Here is a 24,591-nt window from a genome sequence, read left to right as displayed (position 1 = left end):
ACCTACCCGCGCCAGGGAGCGCCGAACCTCCCGTCGTGGGCGCTGTCGGCCAGGGTGCGCCGCTGCGGCCGCGAGGGGCGCGAGGCCTCGCCCGGCGCGGGGTGGCCCAGGCTCACGGCGGCCACGAAGCGGTGCCCGGCCGGCACGGCGAAGCGGGCCCGCAGCGCACCGCGGGCCGCCGAGGGCACCCCGAACAGGCACGCCCCCAGCCCCTCGTCCACGGCCGCCAGCAGCATCAGCAGCCCGCTCATGCCCGTGTCCACGTCCGGCCAGGGCACTTCCCAGGTGTCCGCGTCGCGGTCCGGGCCGGGCTTGTCGGGCAGCGCGTACCGCTCGGCGTAGGCGTCCGGGTCGGCCAGCAGGAGCACGAGCACCGGTGCGGTGCGCATGCCCCGCAGCCATGCGCCGGGCGGTCCCGGCCGTCCCCGCGTCGTCAGCTCCCAGAAGTCGGCGCGCTCGCGCGCCGACCGCAGCACCAGCAGGTCGCGGCCCTGGCTGTTGCCCGCCGACGGTGCGCGCAACCCCGCCGACAGCACCCGCTCCAGCGCGGCCGCACCGACCGGGCGCCCGTCGTAGGCGCGCACCATGCGCCGCCGGCGCAGGACCTCCCCCAGCTCCACGCGCGCATCCTCGCGCACCCCCGGCACGGCCCCCACTAGGGTGGCGGGCATGGTGCCGCTGCCGCCGGTGGGCTACCCGACCCGATGGGAGGCGGACGTGGTCCTCCGCGACGGGGGCACCGCGCACGTCCGCCCCATCCGACCCTCCGACGCCGACCTCGTCGCGGCCTTCCACAGCCGCCAGTCGGAGGAGTCCCGCTACCTGCGCTTCTTCGCCCCCATGCCGCGGCTGTCCGCGCGGGACCTGGAGCGGTTCACCAACGTCGACCACGTCGACCGCGTCGCCCTGGTCGCCACCGTGGGCGAGGACATCGTCGGCATCGCCCGCTTCGACGCCGCCCCGGTGCGGCCGGGCGCGCCCCGGGCCGCCGAGGTGGCCTTCAACATCTCCGACGCCCACCAGGGCCGCGGCCTGGGCTCGGTGCTGCTGGAGCACCTGGCCGCCGCCGCGCGCGAGCGCGGCATCCGCCGCTTCACCGCCGACGTCCTGCCGCAGAACGCCAAGATGATCGGCGTCTTCCGCGAGGCCGGCTTCGAGGTGCGCCAGGGGTACTCCGACGGCGTGCTGGAGGTCTCCTTCGCCATCGACCCCACCGAGCGCTCGGTGGACGTGATGCGCGCGCGCGAGCAGCGCGCGGAGGCCCGCAGCGTCCAGGCGCTGCTGACGCCCTCCTCCGTCGTCGTCGTCGGGGCCAGCCGGACCCCCGGCTCGGTGGGGCACCGGCTGCTCGCCGACGTCGTCACCGGCGGCTTCACCGGCACCGTCCACGCGGTCAACGCCGAGGCCGAGGCCGGCGAGCTGCTGCTGGGCGTTCCGGTGCTGCGCTCGGTGCGGGACCTGCCCGGCCCGGTGGACCTGGCCGTCGTCGCGGTGCCCGCGGCGGCCGTCGTCCCCACCGTCACCGACTGCGCCTCGATGGGCGTGCGGGGGCTCGTGGTCGTCTCCAGCGGCTTCGCCGAGACCGGGCCGGAGGGCCTGGCGCTGCAGCGCGAACTGGTGCGCATCGCCCGCGCCAACGGCATGCGCGTGGTGGGGCCGAACTCCTACGGCGTCGTCAACACCGACCCCGCGGTGCGGCTGAACGCCTCCCTGTACGGGCAGGTCCCGCCGGCCGGGCGCTTCGGGCTGTTCAGCCAGTCCGGCGCGCTGGCCGTGACCGTCCTCTCCTCCGCCCAGCGCCGCGGGCTGGGGCTGTCGACGTTCGTGTCCGCCGGCAACCGCGCGGACGTCTCCGGCAACGACCTCATGCAGTTCTGGCTCGACCACGAGGGCACCGCAGCGGTGGGGCTGTACCTGGAGAGCGTCGGCAACCCCCGCAAGTTCAGCCGGGTGGCCCGCACCCTGGCCCGCAAGAAGCCCGTCGTCGTCGTGAAGTCGGGCGCCTCGGGGTTCGGGGTCCCGCCCGGCCACGCCGTGCGCGCCTCCCGCGCGCCGTTCGAGGCCGTCGACAGCATGCTGCGCCAGGCCGGCGTCATCCGCGTGGAGAACGTGCACCAGCTCTTCGACGTCGCCCAGGTCGCCGTGCACCAGCCGCTGCCCGAGGGCGCGCGGGTGGCCATCGTCGGCAACTCCGACGCCCTGGGCACCCTGGCCGCCGACGCCTGCGTCAGCTGGGGCCTGCAGGTGGCCCACGGCCCCGTGGCGGTGCCCCCCCACGCGGGCGTGGAGACCTTCACGGCGGCCCTGGAGGCGGCCTTCGCCGACCCGGGCGTCGACGCCGTGGTCGCCAGTTGGGTGCCGCCCACCCCCGAGCCGGACCCGGCGGTGGCCGCGGCGGTGGCCCGCACCGCGGCGGCGGGCGCCAAGACCACCGTCACCTGCTTCCTGGGCACCCGTGCGGTCTCCGCGGCCGTGGCGGGCACCGCGGCCGGTCCCGAGGCTGCCGCCGACGTGCCCGTGGTGCCCTCCTACCCGACGCCCGAGGACGCGGTGCGCGCCCTGGCCGCCGTGGTGCGCTACGCGCAGTGGCGCCGCCGCGACCGCGGTCACCCGCTGGCGCCCGAGGGGGTGGACCTGCGCGCGGCGCGGGCCCTCGTGGAGCAGGCGCTGGCCGAGGCCCCCGACGGGCTCACCCTGGGGCCGGAGTCGACGCGCGCCCTGCTCGCCGCCGGCGGCATCGACCTGCTGGCGCGCGCGGAGGTCCGCAGCGTCGAGGAGGCCGTCGAGGCCGCCCAGCGGCTGGGGTGGCCCGTGGCGCTGAAGACGGTCGGGGAGGAGCTCGCCGGCCGGCAGGACCTGCGCGGGGTGCGACTGGGCATCACCAACGCCGCGGCCCTCGCCGAGGCGGTCGCCGACATGCGCCAGGTCTTCGGACGGGGCGCGGACGTGCTGGCGGTGCAGCGCATGGCGGGGCTGGGGGTGCCGTGCCAGGTGCGCAGCACCGAGGACCCGCTGTTCGGGCCCGTGGTCAGCTTCGGCGTCGAGGGCGACCCGCTGGACCTCATGGGGGACGTGGCCTACCGCATCCCGCCGCTGACCGACGTGGACGTGGCGGACCTGGTGCGCTCGGTCAAGGCCGCCCCGAAGCTGTTCGGCCACCGCGGCGCGCCGGTGCTCGACGTGGAGGCGCTGGAGGACGTCATCGCCCGCGTGGCGGTGCTGGCCGACGCCCTGCCCGAGGTGGCCGACATGCGGTTGTCGCCGGTCCTGGTCGCCGAGCGCGGCGCCCGCGTGCTGGGCGCGGAGGTGATCCTCGCCCCGCCGCAGGGTCGCGCCGACCCCGACCGCCGCACCCTGCCCACCTGAGCACCGGCCCGAGGACCGCGGGGAGCGCGCCCGGTCTCGCGGGGGCCCGCGGGTGCGCGAGGATGGGGGGATGCGCGAGCGCACCCACTCCCGGCGGTCCGGGCACGGCACCTCCAGCACCTCCGGCTCCGAGGCGGGCTCGGTGGCCCGGCCCGCCGAGCTGCCGCCCCGGCTGCTGACCGACCTCGAGCGCGCCGGCTACTACCCGGCCGTCGTCGCCGACAGCCTCGTGACGGCGCTGGCCGAGGAGGAGGTCGAGGCGCACCTGGTCCACCAGGAGACGACGATCGACGCCAACGAGGTGCGCCGGCACGTCACCGTCCTGGCCACCACCGCCACGCGCCTGCTCGTCGCGCACGCCGACGACCACGGGCCCGACGAGACCTCCCCCGAGCCGTACGCGGTCTGCTCCACGGAGTCGGTGCCCCTGGAGCAGGTCGGGTCCGTGGTGGTCTCCCAGGTCGTCACCCGCCCCGCCGACCACCGCCCCGGCGCGGTGCCCGCCGAGGTCAGCCTCACCCTCAGCTGGGGTGCGGTGCAGCGCTTCGACCTCGAGCCGGCCAGCTGCCCCGACCCCGACTGCGAGGCCGACCACGGCTACACCGGCACCCTCACCGGCGACGACCTGACCGTCCGGGTGGCGGGAGCCGCGGAGGGCGCGGACGCGGTGGCCGCGGCCGTGGAGTTCGCCCGGGCCCTGTCGGCCGCCACGTCGCGGTGAAGCGGCGGTGACGGCGCCCCGGGCCGGGGGCCCCGCGGGCGCCCCGCTGCCGGTGCCCGCCTACGGCACGGACACGCTCGCCGACCTCATGCCCGCCGTCGCCCGGTCCCTGGGGGTGCCGCTGGACGGCGCGGGGGGCGCGAGCGCCGACGGCGCGGGCCTGGTGCTGCCGGCGGCCGAGCGGGTCTGCCTCCTCCTGGTCGACGGCATGGGGGAGGTGGCCCTCCGCGAGCGCTCCGGGCACGCGCCTGCGCTGCGCCGCTGGCGCGCCGACGGCCCCCACCGCGTCCTGACCGCCGGGTTCCCCACCACGACGGCCACCAGCATGGGCCTGCTGGGCACCGGCCTGCCGCCCGGCGGGCACGGTCTGGTCGGCTACGAGGTCCTCGACCCCGACCGCGACGCGCTGCTCAACCAGCTGCAGTGGGACGGTCCGGTCGACCCCCGCCGCTGGCAGCCGCACACCACCGTGTTCCAGCACCTCGCCGCGGCCGGCGCGCCCGTCACGCGCGTGGCGCCGCCGCACTTCGACGGTTCCGGTCTCACCGAGGCGGCGCTGCGCGGCGGCCGGTTCGTGGGCACCCCCGAACGGCTCGAGGCGCGCGTGGACGCCGCCGTCGCGGCGGTGCGCGCCGCCCCCCGCGGGCTCACCTACGTCTACTGGGGCCGGCTCGACCGCACCGGTCACGGCGACGGCGTCGGTTCCTGGCAGTGGGGCGAGGAGCTGGGGCGCGTGGACGCCGCCGTGGCGGAGCTGTCGCGCCGGCTGCCGCGCGGCACCCTGCTGCTGGTGACGGCCGACCACGGCATGGTCGACGTCGCCGCCCCGCAGCGCCTGGACCTCGCCCACGAGCCCGACCTGCGCGCGGGCGTGCGGCACGTCGGCGGTGAGCCCCGCGCCGTGCAGCTGTACACCGAGCCCGGTGCGGCACCGGCCGTGGCCCGGGAGTGGGCGCGACGGCTCGACGGCGTGGCGCGCGTCCTCACCCGCGCCGAGGCCGTCGCCGCCGGGTGGTTCGGGCCGGTGGAGGAACGCGTCACCGGCCGGATCGGCGACGTCCTCGCCGTGATGACCGGGCCCGTGGCGGTCGTGGACTCCGCCCGCATGCGCCCCGAGACCCTGCGCCTGGTCGGGCAGCACGGCGCCCTCACCGACGACGAGCGACTGGTGCCGCTGTTCACCGCGCTCCTGTGAACAGGCCGCCGGGAACCTCCCGGAAGTTCTCCCGACGCCTCCGTTTGAGCCCCCCGGGCAGGGGTAGTCCTCTCGTTGTCAAGGGATTGGCGAACACGGCCAACACGTCCAACGGAAGGGACACGACATGATCTCCGGCATGAACTCCGTCGAGGAGCTCTACGGCGCCACGGTCACCGGCACGGACGGCGACAAGATCGGCAAGGTCGACGAGGTCTACCTGGACAACGCGACGAACCAGCCGGAGTGGGTGTCCGTCAAGACGGGCCTCTTCGGCTCGAACGTCTCCCTGATCCCGCTGTCGCAGGCCACGATGAGCGGCGACACCGTCACGGTGCCGTTCGCCAAGGCCATGGTGAAGGACGCGCCCCACCACGACCCGGGCCACGAGCTCAGCGAGCAGGACGAGAACGACCTGTACGCCTACTACGGCATGAGCGGGACCACCGGCACCACGGGCACGGCGACCGACACCACCACGACGGGTACGGCCGGCACCGGGGTCCGCGGCGAGGGCCACGACACCTCCGGCCCCAACACCGACGACGCCATGACGCGCTCCAAGGAGGAGCTGCACGTGGCCAAGGAGAGCCGCGAGGCGGGTCGTGCGCGCCTGCGCAAGTACATCACCAGCGAGAACGTCACCCGCACGGTGCCGGTCGAGCGCGAGGAGGTCGTGGTCGAGCGCGAGCCGATCACCGAGGCCAACCGCGGTGCGGCGATGTCCGGTGGCGACCTGACCGAGGAGGAGCACGAGGTCACCCTCCACGAGGAGCGTGCCGTGGCCGCCAAGGAGACCGTGCCGGTCGAGCGCGTGCGCATGGGCACCAAGACCGTCCAGGAGGACCAGACCGTCTCCGCCGAGGTCCGCGAGGAGCACATCGACCTCGACGCCGGCCAGGAGACCACCACCAAGCGCGACCGCTGAGCTGGGCGTGAGCGAGGAACCCGCCGAGGTCCTCCGCTCGGCTGAGGAACTGCGCGTCGAGCACGTGCGTGTCCCGCGCGAGCGGGTCCGCTTCCGCAAGCGCATCGTCTCCGAGGTGCGCACGGTGCAGGTCCCGGTGCGCGTCGAGCAGCTCGTCATCGAGCACGAGCCACTCGACGCGGACGGGACCGCCCCGGCGGGGCGTACCACCCCCGCTGAGCCCCTGGAGATCGTCCTGCACGAGGAGGTCCCCGTCGTCTCGCTGCGCGTGCAGCCCACCGAGGTGGTGCGTGTCGGCGTCCGGACGGCCGCGGCCGAGCAGGTCGTGCAGGCTCAGCTGCGCACCGAGCAGGTCGCCGTCGACGAGGTGGCCACCCGGGATCCCGCGACGGGGGCGAGTTCCCCGCCGGGGTGAGCAGGTGCAGCGCCAGGCCCCGTGCGGTTCGCCGCACGGGGCCTCGTCGCGTCCGGGGACGGGTGACCGCCCCCGGACGCGGTGCTCACTCCTTCTTCGCGCCGAACATGATCTCGTCCCAGCTGGGCACGCTGGAGCGCTTGCCACCACCGCCACCACCACCACCGCGCCGGGCGGACCGGTTGCGGCGCCGCGGGGCGGGCCGTTCAGCGGCCGGGGCGTGCTCGGTCCCGGCGGGCTCCTCGCCGGCTGCCCCCGCCGCGGCGGCGGCGGGCTCCCCTCCCGGTTCCCGGCCCGCGGTGGCTCCGGTCGAGGGCGCTTCCTCGGCGGGGCCGTCGCCGGGCAGTTCGCCGTCCCGGGGCGCGGTCCCCTCGCCGGGTGCACCGCCGTCCTCCCGCCGCCCCTGCGCTTCCTCCTCCGGCGCCCCCTCGCCCGGTGCCTCTTCAGCGGGTGCCTCTTCAGCGGGTGTCCCTTCGCCAGGCACCTCCTCGTCCCGCGGTGCCGCGGGACGAGGAGGGGGCAGCACGGTGCGGTCCTCGTGCTCGTGGGGGGCCGAGGCCGCCGGGTGCGCCGGGGGCGGGTCGGCCAGCAGCGCGTCCACGCGCGGGGCCGCTTCACCGGCCTCCGCGGCCGGCGCCGGCTCGCCCCGCACCCCGCGCTGGGCGTCCAGGGCGTCCAGCAGCCCGGGGGCCAGCTCCCCGGGCCCGGGGCGCTGGGCCCGGGCGCCACGCTCCGCCGAGCGCACCCCGCCGTCGGCCTCCACGTCGTAGACCCGCTCAGCGGCGGTGCGGGCGGCCTCACCGGCCACGCTGACCAGCCGCCGCGCCGGCAGGGGCCCGGCCTCCGCGGGCTCCTCCTCGCTGAGCCAGCGGGCCTCGTCGTCGGTCGCCGTCAGCGCCCGCGAGGAGGGGTCGAAGGCCCAGCGGGCCACGCGCCCGCGGCCCCCGGCGACGAACTCGACCTGCACCGTCCAGTCGCCGTCCTCCTGGCGCCAGGAGTCCCAGCGGGCGCCTTCGGGGTCGACCGCGCGGGCGCTGAGCCGGGACACGACCAGCTCCTCCAGCGTGCCGCTGTCCCCCGAGCGCCGGTAGGGGGTCCGCCGGGCCAGGCCGGCGACGTGGGCGCGCTCGGCCAGCACCGGCCCCTCGTAGCGGCGCACCCGGTCCAGGGGGAGCCCGCCGGCGTCGGCCACCTCCTCGGCGGACTCCCCGGCGCGGATGCGCGCCTGGATGTCGCGGGGGCGCAGCTGCGCCTCCAGCTGGATCTGCAGCTGCCCCAGGCGGGCGCGGTCGCGGCGCACCGCGGCCCGCAGCGCCTCGTCCACCCGCAGCCGGTAGCGCGCTCCGTCGGCGGCGGCCAGCACCACGTGCTCGCCGTCGTCGTGGACCCCGACGAGCCTCAAGTCCTGCATGAGGGCGTCCTCCAGCGGTGTCGTCTGCAGCGGCGCGGCCGGTCGGGCCCGGTCGGCGCGGCTCCCGGTCGGGCCGAGCGCTGCACGCACTCTGCCACCTGGGCCGTGCCGCGTTCACCTGGCGGCACCACCGGTCCCCACCGTCCGCCCGCGCGCGGTGACGGCGCGCAGCCGCCGCCGCGTCGGCCGCACCCCCGGCGGGCGCGGTGCGCGGCAACGGGGATGATGGGCAGGTGAGCGCTGCGACAACCTCCGCGCGTCCGTACGACGCCGTCCTCCTGCTGTCCTTCGGGGGGCCGGAGGGCCCCGACGACGTCATGCCGTTCCTGGAGAACGTCACCCGGGGCCGGGGCATCCCGCGCGAGCGGCTCGAGGCCGTCGCCGAGCACTACCTGCACTTCGGCGGCAAGAGCCCCATCAACGACCAGAACCGCGCCCTGCTCGCGCAGCTGCGCACCGAGCTGGACTCCCGGGGCCTGACGGACCTGCCGCTGCTGTGGGGGAACCGCAACTGGGAGCCCTACGCCACCGACGTGCTGCGCGAGGCGCACGAGGCCGGTGCGCGCCGAGTCCTGGTGGTCTTCACCAGCGCCTACTCCTCCTACTCCAGCTGCCGCCAGTACCGCGAGGACCTGGCCCGCACCGCCGAGGTGCTGGCCGCCGAGGGGCGCGCGATCGAGTTCGACAAGATCCGCCACTACTTCAACCACCCCGCGTTCACCGAGGTCAACGCGCAAGCCGTGACCCGGGCCCTGGGCGAGGTGCCGGAGGGTTCGCGCGTGGTCTTCGTCACCCACTCCATCCCCGACGCCATGAACGACGTCTCGGGTCGCGACGGCGGCGCGTACGTGCGCCAGCACCTCGACGTGGCCGCCGAGGTGGCCCGCCGCGCCGGCGCCGCCCGCGGTCACGAGGTGGCCTGGGACCTGGCGTACTGCTCGCGCTCCGGGCCGCCGAGCCAGCCGTGGCTGGAGCCGGACGTCAACGACCACCTGCGCGTGCTGCAGGAGCAGGGCGTGCCCGGCGTGGTGGTGGCGCCCATCGGCTTCGTCAGCGACCACATGGAGGTCAAGTTCGACCTCGACACCGAGGCAGCCGAGACCGCCGGGGAGATCGGCCTGCCGTTCGCGCGGGCCGCGACCGTCGGCGCGGACGCCGCGTTCGTCGCCGGGCTGGTCGACCTCGTCGAGGAGCGCGCCGCGCAGGCCCGCGGGGAGCGGCCCGAGCAGCCCGCCACCGGCGCGCTGGGCCCCTCGCACACCGTGTGCCCCGTGGGGTGCTGCCGGAACCTGCGCGGCGACCTGCCCGCGGCCACCGGCGAGGACTACCGAGCCCCGGCGCCGGCGTGAGCGGTCCCGGCGGAGCGCTCCCGGGGGCGCAGGAGCTGGCGCAGCTGCGGGCGGTGGCGGTGGAGGCCGCGACCGCGGCCGCCGAGCTGGTGCGCACCGGCCGTCCCGACCGGGTGGAGGTGGCCGCCACGAAGTCCAGCCCCACCGACGTCGTCACGGCGATGGACCACGCCTCCGAGCGGTTGCTGCGCGAGGTCCTGGGGCGCCTGCGCCCGCACGACGGGGTGCTCGGCGAGGAGGGCGGGCACCGGCCCGGCACCTCGGGGCTGACCTGGGTGGTCGACCCCGTCGACGGCACCGTCAACTACCTGTACGGCCTGCGGGCCTACGCCGTCAGCGTCGCCTGCGTCCTGGACCCCGAGCGGGGCACCGCTCGCCCGGACCCGGCCGGCTGGACCGTCCTGGCCGGGTGCGTGCACGACCCGACGGCGGGGGAGGTCTGGAGCGCCGCGCTCGGGCAGGGGGCGAGCCTGCGCGACGGAGGCGGTGTCGGGGGGCGCGAGCGCGTCCTGCGGGTGCCGGAGGCGGTGGACCTGGGCCAGGCGCTGGTGGCCACCGGCTTCGGCTACGACGCCGCGCGCCGGGCGGAGCAGGCCGCGGTGCTGGCGCACCTGCTGCCGCGCGTGCGGGACGTTCGCCGCATCGGCAGCGCCGCCCTGGACCTGTGCTGGGTGGGGGCGGGCCGACTGGACGCCTACTACGAGCGCGGCCTGAAGCCCTGGGACATGGCTGCCGGTGCCCTGGTGGCGGGCGAGGCGGGTGCCCTGGTCACCGGCTTCGACGGCGGCCCCGCCGGGCCGGAGGGCGTGCTCGCGGCAGCGGGCGGCCTGCACGCGGCGCTGCGCGCCGAGGTGGCCGGCTGAGCCCGTCGCCTCCGCCCCGCCGGTCGCGGGGGCGCTCAGGCGGGGGTGCAGCCGGCCAGCGGAGCGGTCGCGGTGAGGTCCACCACGCGCGGGGCCTGCCCGGGGACCCGCTGCTCGAGGGGCCGCCCCCCGGACTGCTCGGTGGACTGCTGCTCGGCCAGGTAGGCCACGGTGTCGGGCAGCGCGACGTCGTGGGCCGCGGCCAGGTCGACCAGGCCCTCCAGCTCGCCCAGGTGCGCGGCGGCGAGCTCGTCCTCACCGGCGGCGGTGGCGGAGTCGATGGTGGCGCGCGTCTGCTGGACGCGCTCGGACAGCTCCGCCACGAAGGCGGGCGGGGCGGAGCGGGCGGTCTCGCCGTCGGGGACGGACGTCGTCGCCTCGTTCGGACGCGGATCCTGCGCGGACACAGCACCTCCTGAGGAGCTCTGGGCGTCCGGCGGCCGCCGGCGCGCTCGGGCGCGTGGCGGTCCTGCCGGTCGGCGGGGACGGCGGCACACTACGGCCCGTCGGAGCCCGGTCCAACTCCCGCGGTGTCGGTGTGGACGGCGGACGTGCCTGCGGCCCGTCCCGGACGGAGCTCCGGGACCACACGGGCGGCCCCTGCGCGGACGCTCTCAGTGGCGGCTCGCGACGCGCCGTGACCCGCCCCGGTTCGTGGTGCGTGCGGCGGTAGGTCATGATGCGTGCTCGCCTCGCCGATCGGGGCGCCGTCGAGGCGGGGCCGGGGTGCGGGCATCATTCGGGGCCGTGCTGCGTTGAGCCGGCCGCAGGACCACAGGAACACGGAGTGAGGCAGGGTCATGGCGACCGACTACGACGCACCGCGCAAGAACGACGACGAGCTCAACGAGGACTCCATCGAGGAGCTGAAGGCCCGGCGCACGGACAAGAGCTCGGGCACCGTCGACGAGGACGAGACGGAAGCCGCGGAGGGTTTCGAGCTGCCCGGCGCGGACCTGTCCAACGAGGAGCTGTCGGTGCGGGTCCTCCCGCGCCAGCAGGACGAGTTCACGTGCACCAGCTGCTTCCTGGTGGTGCACCGCAGCCAGCTGCACGACACCGGTGACGGCCGCGTCGTGTGCAACGACTGCGCCGCCTGAGAGGGGTGAGCCGCTCTCAGCGGCCGCGGGCGATCGCGTCCGCGAGCTGCTGGGGGTGGCGGGTGGACACCACCCAGTAGGGGGTCGGGTCGGCGGGGTCGTCCAGGTGCACGCGCACCGCCGTCGGGATCCAGGACCGGACCGCGAGGTGGGCCCTGGCGTCGAGCCGGGTGCCCAGCGCCGCCCGGCGCTCGGCGGCCGGTACGACCTCCACCCGCGAGACCAGCCGCAGCGGCACGGCGGCGCGCCCGGCGCGCAGCCGGCCCCCGGAGACCTCCACGGTCGCGGCCATGCTCATCAGCACCCCCACGGCCAGCGCGGCGCCGAGCAGGGCGCCGGCCAGCGCCCCGGGCGGGCCCAGGACCGGCAGCGCGATGAGGGCGCCACCGGCGACGGCCGGCAACCACGACAGCCACGTCGTCACCGCGGGCCACCACCGCTCGCGCCACACCGGCCCGGCCGGTCCCGCCGGACCGTCGGCGGCCGGTGCGGGGGAGCCGGGACGGGGCGCGCTGCTCACGGCACCAGCGTCTCACGCAGCGGCGGCACCCCGGCGCCCGGCGCCGTGCGGGCGGTGGCCGGTAGGGTCCACGACCGTGAACGACGTCGCCGCAGCCGAGCCCGGAGCCGCCCTGGAGGTGGAGACGGTGTTGGCCGACCCCGCCGCGCTGCCCAGCTACGCGCACCCGGGGGACGCGGGTGCCGACCTGACGACCCGCGTCGACGTCGTCGTCGGCCCGGGCGAGCGCGTCACCGTCCCCACGGGGGTGGCGATCGCGCTGCCGGAGGGGTACGCGGCCTTCGTCGTGCCCCGCTCGGGCCTGGCCGCCCGCCGCGGGCTGACCACCCTGAACGCGCCGGGCACCGTCGACGCCGGCTACCGCGGGGAGATCCGCGTCACGCTGCACAACACCGACCTGCGCGAGCCCGTCGAGCTGCACGCCGGGGACCGCGTGGCGCAGCTGGTCGTGCAGCGCGTGGAGCGGGTGCGCTTCGTGCCCGTGGACCGGCTGCCTGCCTCCGCCCGCGGGGAGGGCGGGCACGGCTCGACGGGTGGCTCCGGCGCGCTGACGGGCGCGCACCAGCAGACGCACCAGACCACCACCGGGGAGGGACGACCGTGAGCCTGTTCCGCCGCAAGCGCGCCAGGGACGACGAGGGCGCGACCACCGAGAGCACCGCGAGTACCGAGGGCGCCGAGAGCACCGCGGGCGCTGGCGGGGGCGCCGCCGGGACGGAGCCCGCCGAGCAGGGCGCGCAGGACGAGCGCGACGTGCCGCCCGCGGTGCCGGACCGCTCCCGCGGTCCCTTCGACGCCTCGGAGGTCCCGGCGGAGGACGGCCGCCTGGCGCTGGGCGGTCTTCGCCTGGCCGGGCGCGAGGGCATGGAGCTGCGCTTCGAGGTCGAGGAGACCAGCCAGCGCGTCATCGCCGTCACCGTCGGCCTGGCCGGTTCCGCCGCGCAGCTGCAGGTGTTCGCCGCCCCGCGCAGCAGCGGGGTCTGGGAGGAGATCCGCGCGGAGATCGCCGCCGCCGTCACCGCCCAGGGCGGTGCGGTGGAGGAACGGCCCGGCCCCTTCGGCGCCGAGCTGCTGTGCCGGCTCCCGGTGCGCACCGAGGACGGGCGCACCGCCCACCGGCCCACCCGCTTCGTGGGCGTGGACGGGCCGCGGTGGTTCCTGCGGGCCGTCTTCTCCGGTCCCGCCGCCCACGACGCGCAGGCCGCGCAGGCCCTGGAGGACGTCGTGCGCGACGTCGTCGTGGTGCGCGGCACCGACGCGATGGCCCCGCGCGAGCTCATCCCCCTGGCGCTGCCCCAGGCCCGGCCCCAGCCGGCCGCTGCGGAGGAGCAGGAGCCCGCGGGCGGCCGGGAGGAGCTCAAGCCCTTCGAGCGGGGCCCGGAGATCACCGAGGTGCGCTGAGCCGCCGGTGCGCCGGCCGGGTGACGGGGTCACAGCACGGCCGCGGGGGTCCTACCCTGTTCCCCGTGTCGAAGTCCTCGGTGCTGAGCACGCCCCTGTGGCGACGCGCGTTGCAGCGCTTCACCGCTTCCGAGTCGGACCTGGCGGCCCAGGAGGCTCAGGAGGACGCCGTGCGCCACGGCGGGACGCCCTGCCGGGCGATCCCCAACCGCACTCGTGCCTGCGTCTGCGGGACCCTGCGCTCGGTCACCTTGCGCCCCCGCGGCGGTGTGCAGGCCCTGGAGGCCGAGCTGTTCGACGGCACCGGGTCGGTGTCGCTGGTGTGGCTGGGCCGGCGCAGCATCGCCGGTGTCGAACCCGGCCGCCGCGTCAAGGCGCGCGGCCTGGTCGCCGACGACGACGGCCAGCGGGTCATCTTCAACCCCGGGTACGAGCTGCTGTGCTCCGAGAGCCCGTGACGTCCGCTCCCGACCGCGACGCCGCCCCCGAGGCGGCTCCGGCGACCGTGGAGGAGCTCGTGCGCCGGCGGCTGTCGGTCGCCCTGGGCGGGTGGCGGGGGATGCTGGACTCCGCGGCCCCGGCGCTGGCCTTCCTGATCGGCTGGATCGCGACCTCCGACGTGCTGGTCTCCGTCGGCGCCTCGGTGGCCGTGCTGCTGGTGGCCCTCGTCGCGCGGATCGCGCGGCGCGAGACCGTCCAGCACGCCGTCGGGGGCATCCTCACCACCGCCGTCGCCGCGTTCATCGCTTCGCGCACGGGGCGGGCCGAGGACGTGTTCCTGCCGGGGATCCTGCTCAACGCCGCTCTCGCGGTCGTCTTCGCCGTCTCCATGGTGGCGCGCTGGCCGGTGGTCGGTTTCCTCGTGGGCGCGGTCACCGAGGACCCCGCGGGCTGGCGCCGCGACCGCGGCGTGGTCGCGCTGTGCCAGAAGCTCACCGGCCTGCTCCTGGCGGGCTACGTGGTGCGCGTGGCGGTGCAGCTCCCGCTGTACCTGGCGGGGGAGACGACCGCGCTGGCGGTGAGCAAGCTGGTGCTGGGCTGGCCGCTGCTGGTGCTGGGGGTGCTCGTCGCCGGCGCGCTGCTGCTGCGCGGGCGCACGCCCCTGCAGCCGGAGGACGAGGCGGTTCCGCGCCCCTAGGCGCGTCCTGCGGATCACGGCCGCTGCGCACGGTCGTGATCGCGACACCGTTCCGGCTCGCCGTGGTGGAGGGCCCGGCCTGGACCGGCCGGGACCGGCCCTGGTGGTCGCGGTGGTGACCACCGCGCCGCAGCGGACCGGAGCGGGCGGGGCGCACCACCTTCGAGCGGGCCGTGCGGTACGCCGTCCGCGAGGCGTACGTGCTCGCCCTCGGCGCAGTGCGGCAGGTGGTCGTCGTCCACTTCGGCGCCCTCCGCGGGCACCTCGCCGGCGGCGGTGTCCTCGTGACGGGCCCGGGCGGGTCCTGGGTCGTCGCCTCCGGGGTCGTCGCCGCACGTCCTCGGTGCCGCACGGACCGCGTGCCCGCGGGGTCCCGACCGGCGCCGGGGGCGGAGCGCGTCAGCCGGCGATCGCTGCGCGGGTGGTGAGCGCCTCGAGGTGGTGGCGCAGCAGCCGGACCGCCCGGTCAGCGGGTTCGCGCTCGGGGCGGCGCACCAGGTGCAGCGCCAGTCCGTCCAGCAGGGCGTGCAGGTGCGCGGCCTCGGTGTCCGCGTCGAGCCCTCCTCCCGCGCGGCTGCTCGCGCCGGTGTCCGTGCCGTCGCTGGTGCCGTCGGCCGCGCTGATGAGCGCGTCGACGGTGTGGCGGCAGGCGCGTGCGACGTCGTCGTGGGCGGCGTCGGCGTCGGCGACGGGCCGCAGGCCGGTGCCGGTGAGGGCTGCGGTGCTGAGCACCACCTGCACCTCCATCTCCAGCTGGTGTTCGGCGTCCAGCGGGAGCAGTTCGGTGAGGAGGGCCAGTGCGGAGTCGACGCCACCCACGTGCGGCAGCCGGGCCAGGCGGGTGCCGGCGCGCCGGCGCACCAGTTCCAGGCAGTGGGCCAGCAGGGACGCCTGGGTGGGGAAGGCGCGGCGCAGCGAAGCGGTCGCCAACCCCGCCTCGGCGGCGACAGCGCGTACCGAGAGGCCGCGGACGCCGTCGCGGACGGCCACCCGCCAGGCGGCTTCAGCGACCTCCACCTCCCGCGCGGCGTGGTCGATGAGCTTGGGCACGTCGAAACCCTTCCGGCGTGGTGACACGATCGTGTTAAATTCCTTTGCGAACACAAACGTACTCGCAAAGGGGATCGTGTGCTGCTCGTCACCGGCTGCGAAGTCGGCTCCTGGGTCCTGGTCGTCGCCGGACTGCTCGCCCGCTACCCGCTGCGCGCCCCCCGCCTCGGGGGCCTGCTGCTGGCCGCCGTGCCCCTGGTCGGGGTCCTCCTGCTCGCGGCGACCGCCGCCCACCTGCGCTCGGGCGCCCCGGCGACCTCCGCTCACGGACGGGTGGCCCTCTACCTGGGCTTCACCCTGGCCCACGGCCGTCGCCTCGTCTCCTGGGCGGACGTGCGCTTCGCCCACCGCTTCGCCGCGGGCCCCGCTCCCGTGCCGCTGCACGGGCGCGCTCTCGCACTGCGGTGCTGGGGCGACGTGCTGCGCACCACCCTCGCCGCTGCCCTCACCGCCGCCCTGCTCGTCGGCGTGCAGCGCTGGGTCGACGACCCGCCCCGCACCGGAGCGCTGGAGCAGTTCTTCCCCCTGCTGGGGGCGGTGTGCGCGCTGGAGCTGTGCCGGGCGCTGGGGTGCACGATCCGGCCCGGGGCCGCCCCGCGCCCCGCGGTCCCGCGCACGCCCGCACCGGGAACCCCCGCCGTCGCCGGGCGGGAGCGGTGAGCGTGCGCCGGCGCACCGCGCTGGGTGTGCTCCTGGCCCCGCTGGCCCTGGCCGCGGGTGGCGCGGCCGGCGAGCAGGTCGCGCGCCGCGCCGCGCACCCACCCGCGCCGGCCGGCAGCCTGCGGGTGGACGTCGGCACCGCGGAGCTGCACCTGGTCCGCCGCCGCTCCGCGGGCCCGGGTGCACCCGGGGACCCGGTCGGCCCCGTCGTCGTCCTCGAAGCCGGCAGCGGGGAGACCAGCGCCTCCTTCGCGCGGGTCCTGCAGCGCTGGGACCTGCCCGCCACCGCCATCGCCTACGACCGTGCCGGGTACGGGCGCAGCAGCGCCTCCTCGCTGCCGCGCACCGGCGCGAACGTCGCCGCCGAGCTGCGCCAGGCGCTGCACCGCAGCGGCCACGCACCTCCCTACCTCCTCGTGGGGCACTCGATGGGCGGCCTGTTCGTGCGGGAGTTCACCCACCGCTACCCGGACGAGGTGGCCGGTCTCGTCCTGGTCGAGGCCCGCCCCGAGGACGACGCCCGCCGCACCGCCGAGCTGCTGCGCTCGGCGGGGTTCGCCGGTCAGCCCTCGTGGCGGCTGCTGACGGCGCTGGCGTGGACCGGCGCGCTGCGCACGCTGGCGCCGGTCCTTCTGGGGCCGTCGGTCCCCGCCGACGCCCGCGCCGAGTTCCTGGACGTCACCGCCACCGCCGCCTACTTCCGCGCCCGCGAGCAGGAGACGGCGGTGATCGGCGCCACCGAGGACCTGGTGCGCGGGCAGTTCCTCGGCGACCTCCCCCTCGCCGTCGTCGCCCGCGACCAGGCCCAGGACTACGCGGCCGCGGGGCTGGACGCCGCCACCGGAGCACGGCTGGAGGAGATCTGGCAGGACGGCCAGCGCCGCCTGCTGACCCTGTCCCGGCGGGCCCGCTTCACCGTGGCGACCGGCAGCGGGCACCTGGTGCCCCGCGAGCGACCCGACGCCGTCGTGGACGCCGTGCGCCAGGTCCTCGGCGAGCTCGACGGGCCGTCCCGCCCCAGCTGAGCCGGGCGTCGCCCCGGCGCCGGGAGCGGTGCGCGGAGCGGCCGGTCGGGACGCGGGACGGGTCCCGCGTCCCGACCGGGGCCCGCTCACCTGGCCGTCGCCAGGTGCTCCACGGGGGGGCGTCGCACCGCCAGCGCGGCGGGGACCGTGGCGAGGAGCAGCGGCAGGAGCACCGCGAGCGCGAGGACCACCCACAGGGCCGAGGCCGGGCCCGGCACCCACGTCCGGCCGGTCAGCGCCAGCTGGTAGGGCAGCACGGCGCTCGCGGCGACGGCGACGCCCAGGCCCGCCCCGCACAGCGCCAGCACACCGGTGTGCACGGCCTCCACGCCCACCAACCAGGACGGACGCGCGCCGACGGTGCGCAGCGCGGCGTTCTGCCACTGGCGCAGTGAGGCCGCCTCCACGAGCGCGTTGAGGAGGTGCAGGGCCGAGCACCCGGCGACGAGGAACACCAACAGGTTCTCCCCCCACGCGCTCGCTGGACCCTGCGCGCCCACGGCGGCGCTGGAGGAGTTCAGCCCGATGATCCCCAGCGAGGTGCCCACGGCCATCACCACGGGCACGAGGACCGCGGCCGACTCGACGCGGGAAGCGGTGGCGCGCCTGGCGGCGGACCTCAGGACACCGCACCCCCGGTCGGGCAGCAGCAGCCGCAGCGGTGCGGTGACCAGCGCGGTGACCGCCGGCCCCAGGACGGCGATGCCGCAGGCCCAGACGATCGGTGCGGGTCCGGCGGTGGCGCTGGCCAGGGGGTTCCCCTCGAACACCGTGGCGGTCACGACGCTCAGCGCGAGGCCGCCACCGAGGAGCAGCAGGCCGGTGGTGACGCGCCAGGGGCCGGCCCACCTGCGGCCGGTGGACGCGGCGGTCAGCAGCTCCGCGGGGCGAGCGCGCACCAGCGGACGGGTGGCCCACCGAGCGGCCGCGATCGCGACGAGGAGCACGGCGCCGAGGGTCGCCACGAGCGGGATCCAGCCGCTGCGGTACGACGTGCCGGGGGGCGCGGCGCCGTGGGCGGTGAGGGCCGACAGCGCCGCCGAACCCAGCAGCCGCCCCAGCAGCAGTCCCGGCACGAGGACGACCAGCAGGCACTGCAGCACCTGCGCCCGCACGATGCGCTGGACCTGCCCCGGGCTCGCGGCGACGGCGCGCAGGACGGCCAGGTCGCGCCGCTGGGCGCGCACCGAGGTCGCGACGGCGCCGGCGACCAGGAGGACCGTCATGAGGACGCCGAAACCCCCCAGGGTGGCGCCCAGCGCGGCGACGTAGGACCCGTCCGCGGCCGGTCCGGGGTCCGCGCCCGGCACCTGCTGCGGTGCGCGGACCCCGGACTCGACGAGTCCGGCGCAGGCCGCGAGGACGGCGGCGCTGCAGCACAGCGGGGCGAGGAGCGCGGTCGAGGACCGCGGCCGGGGGAACGGGGGAGGGACCGCGATCACACCGGCACCTCGCGCGGGGCCACCGGGCCCTGGAGGGCGGCCAGGCGGTCCGTGACCTGCTGCGGGGTGGGTCGGTGCAGTTCTGCGCGCACCCGGCCCCGGTCCAGGACGAGCACGCGGTCGGCCGTCGCCGCGGCCACCGGGTCGTGGGTCACCAGGACCACCGTGCGGCCCTCCTGGTCGACCGCGCCGCGCAGCAGTCCCAGCACCGCGTCGGCGGTGCAGCGGTCCAGGGCCGACGTCGGCTCGTCCGCGAAGACGACGCGCGGCCGGGTGAACAGGGCGCGGGCGATCACCACGCGTTGTTGCTGACCCCCTGAGAGCTCGGCGGGTCGTCTGTGCTCCACGTCGTCCAGGCCGACGCGGGACAGCGCCTCCCGCACGGCTGCCGGGCTCGGGCGCCGCCCGGTCAACCGCGCCGGCAGTGCGGTGTTCTGCGCGATCGTCAGGTCGGGCAGCAGGTTGTGGCTCTGGAAGACGAACCCCGCGTGCTCGCCGCGCATCCTGGCCAGGCGTCGTTCCCCCATCCCGGTGATCTCCTGGTCCTGCCACCTGACCGTGCCGCGGGTGGGGCGGTCCAACCCGGCGGCGCAGTTCAGCAGGGTGCTCTTGCCCGAACCGGACGGGCCGACGATGGCGGTGAAGGTGGCGGGCAGGAACTGCGCGGTGATGTCGCTGAGGACCTCCCGGCCGCGGCGGACGCTGCCGCGGCGGCGCGACAGGCCCTCGACGGCCACGGCCGCGGTTGCGGCCCCCTCCACTGCGGGGCGGGGTGCGACGAGCGGGCCGGCCGGGCCGGGAGCGTCTCGGCGAGGGGTCGGGTGGTCGTCGTGACGGGATCGCGGGGGCACGGTGCGAGGCTAGGGAGGTGCGCGGGGCGTGGCGGTGGGGCTGGCCCGCGTCTTCTCCTGGGGTCACCCCCACCTGCTGCGGTCCTCGTGGACGCCCACCCGCCCCGCGTCCGCGCCGGCAGTGCCCGGCGCGTGCGACCAGCGCGGCGCTACGGGCCGCCGAGCAGCGAGCGCAGCTCCGCCTCCGCGTCCGGGACGCTGAGGAACATCAGGTGGTCGCCGGCCTCGAGCACGTCGTCGGCGCTGGGCGCGAAGGGTCGGTCCCCGCGCACGATCGCCACCAGGACGGCCTCCGCCGGCAGCGGCATCCCCCCGACGGTGCGGCCCACCACGGGGCTGCCGGCGTCCAGGGTGTACTCGGCCATCGAGGTGTTGCCCTGCTGGAAGGTGAACAGGCGCACCAGCTCGCCGACGCTGACGGCCTCCTCGACCAGCGCCGTCATCAGCCGCGGCGTGGACACGGCCACGTCCACGCCCCAGGCCTCGTCGAACAACCACTCGTTCTTGGGGTTGTTGACGCGCGCGACGGTGCGGGGCACGCCGTACTCGGTCTTGGCCAGCAGCGAGACGACGAGGTTGGCCTTGTCGTCGCCGGTGGCGGCCACCACGACGTCGCAGTCGGCCAGCTCGGCCTCGTCGAGGCTGGAGATCTCGCAGGCGTCGGCGAGCAGCCACTGCGCGTCGGGGACGCTGGAGATCTTCATGGCGGCGGGGGAGCGGTCCACCAGGAGCACGCGGTGGGAGTTGGCGAGCAGTTCACGGGCGATGGAGCGCCCCACGATCCCGGCGCCGGCGATGACGACGCGCATCAGGCTCCCTCCTCCGGGGCGGCGGCGAGCACGGCGGTGGCCGCGGCGGTGCGCTCCTCGGCGACGACGACGTGCACGAGGTCGCCCTCCTGGTGGACCATCCCCTTGACGGGCACGATGCCCTGCCCGAGCCGGGTGACGTACGCCACCCGCACGCCGGCAGCGGCCTCGAGGGTGTGCAGGGGCCTGCCGATCCACGCCTCGTGCACGGGCGCCTCGACCAGGACGACCCGGCCGCTGGCGTCGCGGAACTCGCTGAGGGCTCCCTGGGGCACGAGCCGGCGCAGCACCTGGTCGGCGGTCCAGCGCACGGTGGCGATGGTGGGGATGCCCAGGCGCTGGTACACCTCGGCGCGGCCGGGGTCGTAGATGCGGGCCACGACGGTCTCCACCTCGAACTTCTCGCGGGCCACGCGCGCGGCGAGGATGTTGGAGTTGTCGCCGGAGGAGACGGCGGCGAAGGCGTCGGCCTGGTGGATGCCGGCCTCGACGAGGGTGTCGTGGTCGAAGCCGACGCCCGTGATGCGCCGCCCGGCGAAGGAGGTGCCCAGCCGGCGGAAGGCGTCGGCGTTCTGGTCGACCACGGCCACGCTGTGCCCGCGCTGCTCGACGGTCAGCGCCAGGGTGGAGCCGACGCGGCCACACCCCATGATCACGAAGTGCACGACCCCTCCGGTGCGTCCTGTGCGGCCGGGAGCGCCGGCGTCTCCGGCGCGTCCTCCCCGGGCGGCGACGCTACCGCCTCGGGACGTCCCCCGCCGCAGGCCCACCGGTGGACCTGCGGCGGGTCCGCGCGGGCTTAGCATCGGTGGACGTGCCCTCTGTGACGGACGCGGTCAAGCGCGTGCTCGTCGGCCGGCCGTTCCGCAGCGAGCGCCTGTCCGAGACCCTGCTGCGCAAGCGCATCGCGCTGCCGGTCTTCGCCTCCGACGCCCTCAGCTCGGTGGCCTACGCCCCCGACGAGATCTTCCTCACGCTGTCGATCGCGGGGATCGCCGCGTACGCGGTGTCGCCGTGGGTGGGCCTGGCGGTGGTCGTGGTGATGCTCGTCGTGGTCGCCTCGTACCGGCAGAACGTGCACGCCTACCCCTCCGGCGGCGGCGACTACGAGGTCGCCACGGTCAACCTGGGCCCCAACGCGGGGCTCACGGTGGGCAGCGCGCTGCTGGTGGACTACGTCCTGACGGTGGCGGTGTCGATCTCCTCCGGTGCGCAGTACGCGGCCACGGCGATCCCGGCGCTGCGCGGGCACGAGGCCCTGCTCGCCAGCGGCCTGGTGGTGCTGCTGATGACCGTGAACCTGAGGGGCGTGCGGGAGAGCGGCTCGGCGTTCGCCGTGCCCACCTACGTCTTCATGGTCTCGGTCATCGGCATGGCGCTGTGGGGCTTCGTGCGCCACCTGTCCGGCGACCTGCCGCAGGCGCCCAGCGCGGTCTACGAGCTGACCGCCGAGCACGACATCTCCGGGGGGCTGACGAGCCTGGCGGGCGCGTTCCTCATCCTGCGGGCGTTCTCCTCCGGCGCAGCGGCGCTGACCGGCGTGGAGGCCATCAGCAACGGGGTGCCCGCCTTCCGCAAGCCCAAGAGCCGCAACGCGGCCACGACGCTGCTGCTGCTGGGGGCCATCAGCGTCACGATGCTCGTGAGCATCATCGCGCTGACCAACCTCACGCACGTGCGCTTCGCCGAGGACCCCTCCACGCAGCTGCTGCGCGACGGGGTGCCGGTGGGCGAGGACTACGTGCAGGACCCGATCATCGGCCAGCTCGCCGCGACGATCTTCGACCACTTCACGATCGCCTTCTACGTGGTGACCGCCGCCACCGGCGTCATCCTGGTGCTCGCCGCGAACACCGCGTTCAACGGCTTCCCGGTGCTCGCCTCGATCCTCGCGCGCGACGGCTACCTGCCCAAGCAGCTGCACACCCGCGGGGACCGGCTGGCCTTCTCCAACGGCATCATCGCCCTGGCGGGTGCGGCGATCGTCCTCGTCCTGGCCTTCGACGCGCAGGTCACCCGGCTCATCCAGCTGTACGTCGTGGGGGTGTTCGTGTCCTTCACGATGAGCCAGACCGGCATGATCCGGCACTGGACGCGCCACCTGCGCTCCGAGACCGACCCCGCGGCGCGCGCGCGGATGAAGCGCTCGCGGGCCATCAACTCGGTCGGCCTGGCCCTGACCGGCCTGGTGCTGGTGATCGTCCTGCTGACGAAGTTCACCCAGGGCGCGTGGATCGCGATCCTCGCCATGGTGGTGCTCTTCCTCAACATGAAGCTGATCCGCCGGCACTACACCTCCGTGGCCCGGGAGCTGGCGATCGCCGAGGGGGCGCAGGCGAAGGCCCTGCCGACGGGCGTGCGCAGCGTCGTGCTGGTCTCCAAGATCCACAAGCCGACGCTGCGGGCGCTGGCGTACGCGCGGGCCGCGCGGCCCACCGACCTCCAGGCGGTCACGGTGGCCGTGGACCCCGAGGAGGTCGCGGCGCTGCAGGCGCGCTGGGAGGCCCTGGGGCTGCCGATCCCGCTGACGGTGCTGGACTCCCCGTACCGCGAGGTCACCCGGCCCGTCATCGAGCACGTCAAGGCGCTGCGGGCGCGGTACCCGCGCGACCTGGTGACCGTCTACGTCCCCGAGTACGTCGTGGGGCACTGGTGGGAGACCCTGCTGCACAACCAGTCGGCGCTGCGCCTGCGGGCGCGGCTGAGGTACACCCCGGGAGTGATGGTGGCGAGCGTGCCCTGGCAGCTGAGCAGCTCGGAAGGCATGGAGGACCGCGTGGAGCGGTCCGCGCCGGGGCTGGTGCGCCGCGGGACGTTCGGCCCGGCGCCCGCCGGTGCCGACGCCCCCGTCGCCCACCCGCGGGGCCCGTCCGGTCCCGCGGGCCCCGTCGGCGACGAGCGCGAGGGGGCGCTGTGAGCCGCTCGGCACGGCCGGCCGCGCCCGGCGCGAGCCGTCGCCGCCGCACCCGCGAGGCGCCCGAGCGGGGCGCGGACCGCACCGGCGCCGAGTTCGAGGTCGAGGTGGGCCCCGTCGCGCACGGCGGGCACTGCGTGGCCCGGCACGAGGGCCGGGTCGTGTTCGTGCGCCACGCCTTGCCGGGCGAGCGCGTGCTGGCGCGCGTCACGGAGGGCTCGGACGGCTCGAAGTTCTGGCGCGCGGACGCGGTGCGCGTGCTGGAGGCCGACGCCGACCGCGTGGAGCAGCCGTGCCCGGTGGCGAAGCCGGGGCTGTGCGGGGGCTGCGACTTCCAGCACGTGGCGCTGCCGCGTCAGCGGGCGCTGAAGGCCGAGGTGGTGGCCGAGCAGCTGCAGCGGCTCGCCGGGCTGGACCTCGCCGTGGAGGTCGAGGAGGTCCCGCTGCCCGCGGGTGCCGAGCAGCCGGAGCACCCGGGTCTGCGCTGGCGCACCCGCACCCAGTTCGCCGTCGACGCCGAGGGCAGCACCGGTCTGCGCCGGCACCGCTCGCACGACGTGGTGCCGCTGCAGGACTGCCCCATCTCCACGCGCGCCGTGGTCGGCAGCGGGGTCCTGGGCCAGCGGTTCGGCAACGTGGAGTCGGTGGAGGTGGCGGCGGGCTCGGACGGCGGGGACCCGCTGGTCGTGGTCGCCCCCAGCGCGGGCGCCCGCGCGCACCTGCCGAAGCTGCCCGCCGCCTCCGTGGCGGTGCGCACCCCCGAGGGCGTGCACCGCGTGAGCGGTCGCACGTGGGTGGGCGAGCGGGTGCCGGTGCGCGGGCGGGAGCTGGCGTTCCGCGTGAGCGGTGCCGGGTTCTGGCAGGTGCACGCGGGGGCGGGTGCGGCGCTGACGGAGGCGGTCCTCCAGGCGCTCGAGCCCCGCGCGGGGGAGCGCGCGGTGGACCTCTACGCCGGGGCGGGGCTGTTCACGGCCGTCCTGGCCGACGCGGTGGGCGGGGGCGGCTCGGTGCTGGCGGTGGAGGGCGAGGCGCGCGCCGTGCGCGACGCCCGGCGCTCCCTGCACGGTGCGCAGCAGGTGGAGCTGTGGGAGGGCCGCGTCGAGGAGGCGCTGGCCGACCCGGAGCTGGCGGGTCCGGGCGTGGACGTCGTCGTGCTGGACCCGCCTCGCTCGGGGGCCGGGCGGGAGGCGGTGGAGCGCATCGCGGCGCTGGGCCCGCGGGCCGTGGCGTACGTGGCCTGCGACCCGGCGGCGCTGGCGCGGGACGTGGCCTCCTTCACCGCCCACGGCTACGTCCTGGACGGGCTGCGCGCCTTCGACCTCTTCCCGATGACGCACCACGTGGAGTGCGTGGCTCGGCTGGTGCCGGCGCGCTGAGCGCCGACGGGGCGTGCCGCGCCGCGCAGTGGTATCTTGACGTCGAGATAAATGGTC

The 24,591-nt window shown here is 76.6% G+C and carries 26 protein-coding genes; 17 read left to right on the top strand and 9 right to left on the bottom strand.

The features are described from left to right. Positions 1-2: 2 nt before the first annotated feature. A complete protein-coding gene (locus ACRYR8_RS11175) occupies positions 3-671 on the bottom strand; it encodes a nitroreductase family protein (protein WP_432484603.1) in 669 nt (222 codons plus the stop codon). Here ACRYR8_RS11175 and ACRYR8_RS11170 point away from each other — a divergent pair. From ACRYR8_RS11170 to ACRYR8_RS11150, 5 genes are all read left to right on the top strand, one after another. Further along, the gene (locus ACRYR8_RS11170) at positions 670-3,366 is read left to right on the top strand and encodes a bifunctional acetate--CoA ligase family protein/GNAT family N-acetyltransferase (protein WP_432484601.1); all 2,697 of its coding nucleotides are present in this window, start codon (positions 670-672) and stop codon (positions 3,364-3,366) included. The two genes, ACRYR8_RS11175 and ACRYR8_RS11170, sit on opposite strands and share 2 nt — an antisense overlap. A 70-nt stretch (positions 3,367-3,436) precedes the next feature. Next, positions 3,437-4,087: a DUF5998 family protein gene (locus ACRYR8_RS11165; RefSeq protein WP_432484599.1), complete on the top strand. Its 651-nt coding sequence runs from the start codon at positions 3,437-3,439 to the stop codon at positions 4,085-4,087. Positions 4,088-4,094: 7 nt separating this feature from the next. Next, the gene (locus ACRYR8_RS11160) at positions 4,095-5,282 is read left to right on the top strand and encodes an alkaline phosphatase family protein (protein WP_432484597.1); all 1,188 of its coding nucleotides are present in this window, start codon (positions 4,095-4,097) and stop codon (positions 5,280-5,282) included. Positions 5,283-5,409: 127 nt separating this feature from the next. Next, entirely contained in the window at positions 5,410-6,210 is an 801-nt protein-coding gene (locus ACRYR8_RS11155; RefSeq protein ID WP_432484595.1) for a DUF2382 domain-containing protein, read from the top strand. Between the two features lie 7 nt (positions 6,211-6,217). Next, entirely contained in the window at positions 6,218-6,625 is a 408-nt protein-coding gene (locus tag ACRYR8_RS11150) for a YsnF/AvaK domain-containing protein (protein ID WP_432484593.1), read from the top strand. A gap of 85 nt (positions 6,626-6,710) precedes the next feature. Here ACRYR8_RS11150 and sepH read toward each other — a convergent pair whose 3' ends face one another. Then, positions 6,711-8,126 (bottom strand): septation protein SepH, encoded by a 1,416-nt coding sequence (sepH, locus tag ACRYR8_RS11145; protein ID WP_432484591.1) that lies wholly within the window; start codon positions 8,124-8,126, stop codon positions 6,711-6,713. 143 nt (positions 8,127-8,269) lie between these two features. Between sepH and ACRYR8_RS11140 the strand changes: the two genes are divergently transcribed. Both ACRYR8_RS11140 and ACRYR8_RS11135 read left to right on the top strand, forming a co-directional pair. Continuing rightward, complete coding sequence (locus tag ACRYR8_RS11140; RefSeq protein WP_432484589.1) at positions 8,270-9,385, top strand: ferrochelatase; 1,116 nt, start codon at positions 8,270-8,272, stop codon at positions 9,383-9,385. Further along, positions 9,382-10,248, top strand: a complete 867-nt coding sequence (locus ACRYR8_RS11135; RefSeq protein ID WP_432484587.1) for an inositol monophosphatase family protein — start codon at positions 9,382-9,384, stop codon at positions 10,246-10,248. The genes ACRYR8_RS11140 and ACRYR8_RS11135 overlap by 4 nt, the downstream gene beginning before the upstream one ends. Positions 10,249-10,283: 35 nt before the next feature. Here the strand turns inward: ACRYR8_RS11135 and ACRYR8_RS11130 are convergent, their stop codons facing one another. After that, positions 10,284-10,655: a hypothetical protein gene (locus ACRYR8_RS11130; RefSeq protein WP_432484585.1), complete on the bottom strand. Its 372-nt coding sequence runs from the start codon at positions 10,653-10,655 to the stop codon at positions 10,284-10,286. Positions 10,656-11,048: 393 nt separating this feature from the next. Between ACRYR8_RS11130 and ACRYR8_RS11125 the strand changes: the two genes are divergently transcribed. Further along, positions 11,049-11,348: a DUF4193 domain-containing protein gene (locus ACRYR8_RS11125; RefSeq protein WP_432484583.1), complete on the top strand. Its 300-nt coding sequence runs from the start codon at positions 11,049-11,051 to the stop codon at positions 11,346-11,348. A gap of 16 nt (positions 11,349-11,364) precedes the next feature. On the opposite strand, the gene ACRYR8_RS11120 is transcribed toward ACRYR8_RS11125, so the two are convergent. Further along, on the bottom strand, positions 11,365-11,868 hold the full coding sequence (locus tag ACRYR8_RS11120; RefSeq protein ID WP_432484581.1) for a DUF3093 domain-containing protein: 504 nt from the start codon (positions 11,866-11,868) through the stop codon (positions 11,365-11,367). 112 nt (positions 11,869-11,980) lie between these two features. On the opposite strand from ACRYR8_RS11120, the gene dut reads away from it, so the two are divergent. The 5 genes from dut to ACRYR8_RS11095 all read left to right on the top strand — a co-directional run bounded on the left by dut (position 11,981) and on the right by ACRYR8_RS11095 (position 14,835). After that, positions 11,981-12,472: a dUTP diphosphatase gene (dut, locus tag ACRYR8_RS11115; RefSeq protein WP_432484611.1), complete on the top strand. Its 492-nt coding sequence runs from the start codon at positions 11,981-11,983 to the stop codon at positions 12,470-12,472. Then, positions 12,469-13,269, top strand: a complete 801-nt coding sequence (locus tag ACRYR8_RS11110) for a DUF3710 domain-containing protein (RefSeq protein ID WP_432484579.1) — start codon at positions 12,469-12,471, stop codon at positions 13,267-13,269. The genes dut and ACRYR8_RS11110 overlap by 4 nt, the downstream gene beginning before the upstream one ends. 65 nt (positions 13,270-13,334) lie before the next feature. After that, complete coding sequence (locus ACRYR8_RS11105; RefSeq protein WP_432484577.1) at positions 13,335-13,727, top strand: OB-fold nucleic acid binding domain-containing protein; 393 nt, start codon at positions 13,335-13,337, stop codon at positions 13,725-13,727. Continuing rightward, a complete protein-coding gene (locus ACRYR8_RS11100) occupies positions 13,724-14,407 on the top strand; it encodes a DUF3159 domain-containing protein (protein WP_432484575.1) in 684 nt (227 codons plus the stop codon). Before ACRYR8_RS11105 ends, ACRYR8_RS11100 begins: the two co-directional genes overlap by 4 nt. A gap of 173 nt (positions 14,408-14,580) precedes the next feature. Continuing rightward, positions 14,581-14,835, top strand: a complete 255-nt coding sequence (locus ACRYR8_RS11095; RefSeq protein WP_432484573.1) for a hypothetical protein — start codon at positions 14,581-14,583, stop codon at positions 14,833-14,835. Here ACRYR8_RS11095 and ACRYR8_RS11090 read toward each other — a convergent pair. Then, positions 14,807-15,457: a TetR/AcrR family transcriptional regulator gene (locus tag ACRYR8_RS11090; protein WP_432484571.1), complete on the bottom strand. Its 651-nt coding sequence runs from the start codon at positions 15,455-15,457 to the stop codon at positions 14,807-14,809. The genes ACRYR8_RS11095 and ACRYR8_RS11090 overlap by 29 nt on opposite strands. 78 nt (positions 15,458-15,535) lie before the next feature. Here ACRYR8_RS11090 and ACRYR8_RS11085 point away from each other — a divergent pair, with 78 nt between their 5' ends. After that, complete coding sequence (locus tag ACRYR8_RS11085; protein ID WP_432484569.1) at positions 15,536-16,117, top strand: hypothetical protein; 582 nt, start codon at positions 15,536-15,538, stop codon at positions 16,115-16,117. Further along, the gene (locus tag ACRYR8_RS11080; protein WP_432484567.1) at positions 16,114-17,142 is read left to right on the top strand and encodes an alpha/beta fold hydrolase; all 1,029 of its coding nucleotides are present in this window, start codon (positions 16,114-16,116) and stop codon (positions 17,140-17,142) included. The genes ACRYR8_RS11085 and ACRYR8_RS11080 overlap by 4 nt, the downstream gene beginning before the upstream one ends. An 86-nt stretch (positions 17,143-17,228) precedes the next feature. On the opposite strand, the gene ACRYR8_RS11075 is transcribed toward ACRYR8_RS11080, so the two are convergent. From ACRYR8_RS11075 to ACRYR8_RS11060, 4 genes are all read right to left on the bottom strand, one after another. Beyond that, entirely contained in the window at positions 17,229-18,584 is a 1,356-nt protein-coding gene (locus ACRYR8_RS11075; protein WP_432484565.1) for an FtsX-like permease family protein, read from the bottom strand. Beyond that, entirely contained in the window at positions 18,581-19,345 is a 765-nt protein-coding gene (locus ACRYR8_RS11070; protein ID WP_432484563.1) for an ABC transporter ATP-binding protein, read from the bottom strand. Before ACRYR8_RS11070 ends, ACRYR8_RS11075 begins: the two co-directional genes overlap by 4 nt. A gap of 239 nt (positions 19,346-19,584) precedes the next feature. Further along, positions 19,585-20,244, bottom strand: coding sequence for a potassium channel family protein (locus tag ACRYR8_RS11065; protein WP_432484561.1), 660 nt, complete (start codon positions 20,242-20,244; stop codon positions 19,585-19,587). Continuing rightward, the gene (locus tag ACRYR8_RS11060; protein ID WP_432484559.1) at positions 20,244-20,909 is read right to left on the bottom strand and encodes a potassium channel family protein; all 666 of its coding nucleotides are present in this window, start codon (positions 20,907-20,909) and stop codon (positions 20,244-20,246) included. The genes ACRYR8_RS11065 and ACRYR8_RS11060 overlap by 1 nt, the downstream gene beginning before the upstream one ends. 149 nt (positions 20,910-21,058) lie before the next feature. On the opposite strand from ACRYR8_RS11060, the gene ACRYR8_RS11055 reads away from it, so the two are divergent. Both ACRYR8_RS11055 and ACRYR8_RS11050 read left to right on the top strand, forming a co-directional pair. Continuing rightward, the gene (locus ACRYR8_RS11055) at positions 21,059-23,161 is read left to right on the top strand and encodes an APC family permease (protein WP_432484557.1); all 2,103 of its coding nucleotides are present in this window, start codon (positions 21,059-21,061) and stop codon (positions 23,159-23,161) included. Further along, positions 23,158-24,534, top strand: coding sequence for a class I SAM-dependent RNA methyltransferase (locus ACRYR8_RS11050; RefSeq protein WP_432484555.1), 1,377 nt, complete (start codon positions 23,158-23,160; stop codon positions 24,532-24,534). Before ACRYR8_RS11055 ends, ACRYR8_RS11050 begins: the two co-directional genes overlap by 4 nt. The last annotated feature ends 57 nt before the right edge of the window (positions 24,535-24,591 follow it).

The sequence above is a fragment of the Kineococcus esterisolvens genome, assembly GCF_050871405.1.
In the GTDB taxonomy this organism is placed as follows: Bacteria; Actinomycetota; Actinomycetes; order Actinomycetales; family Kineococcaceae; genus Kineococcus.
Note: the sequence above shows the minus strand (reverse complement) of the source record. Positions and strands in the feature narration are given on the sequence as shown.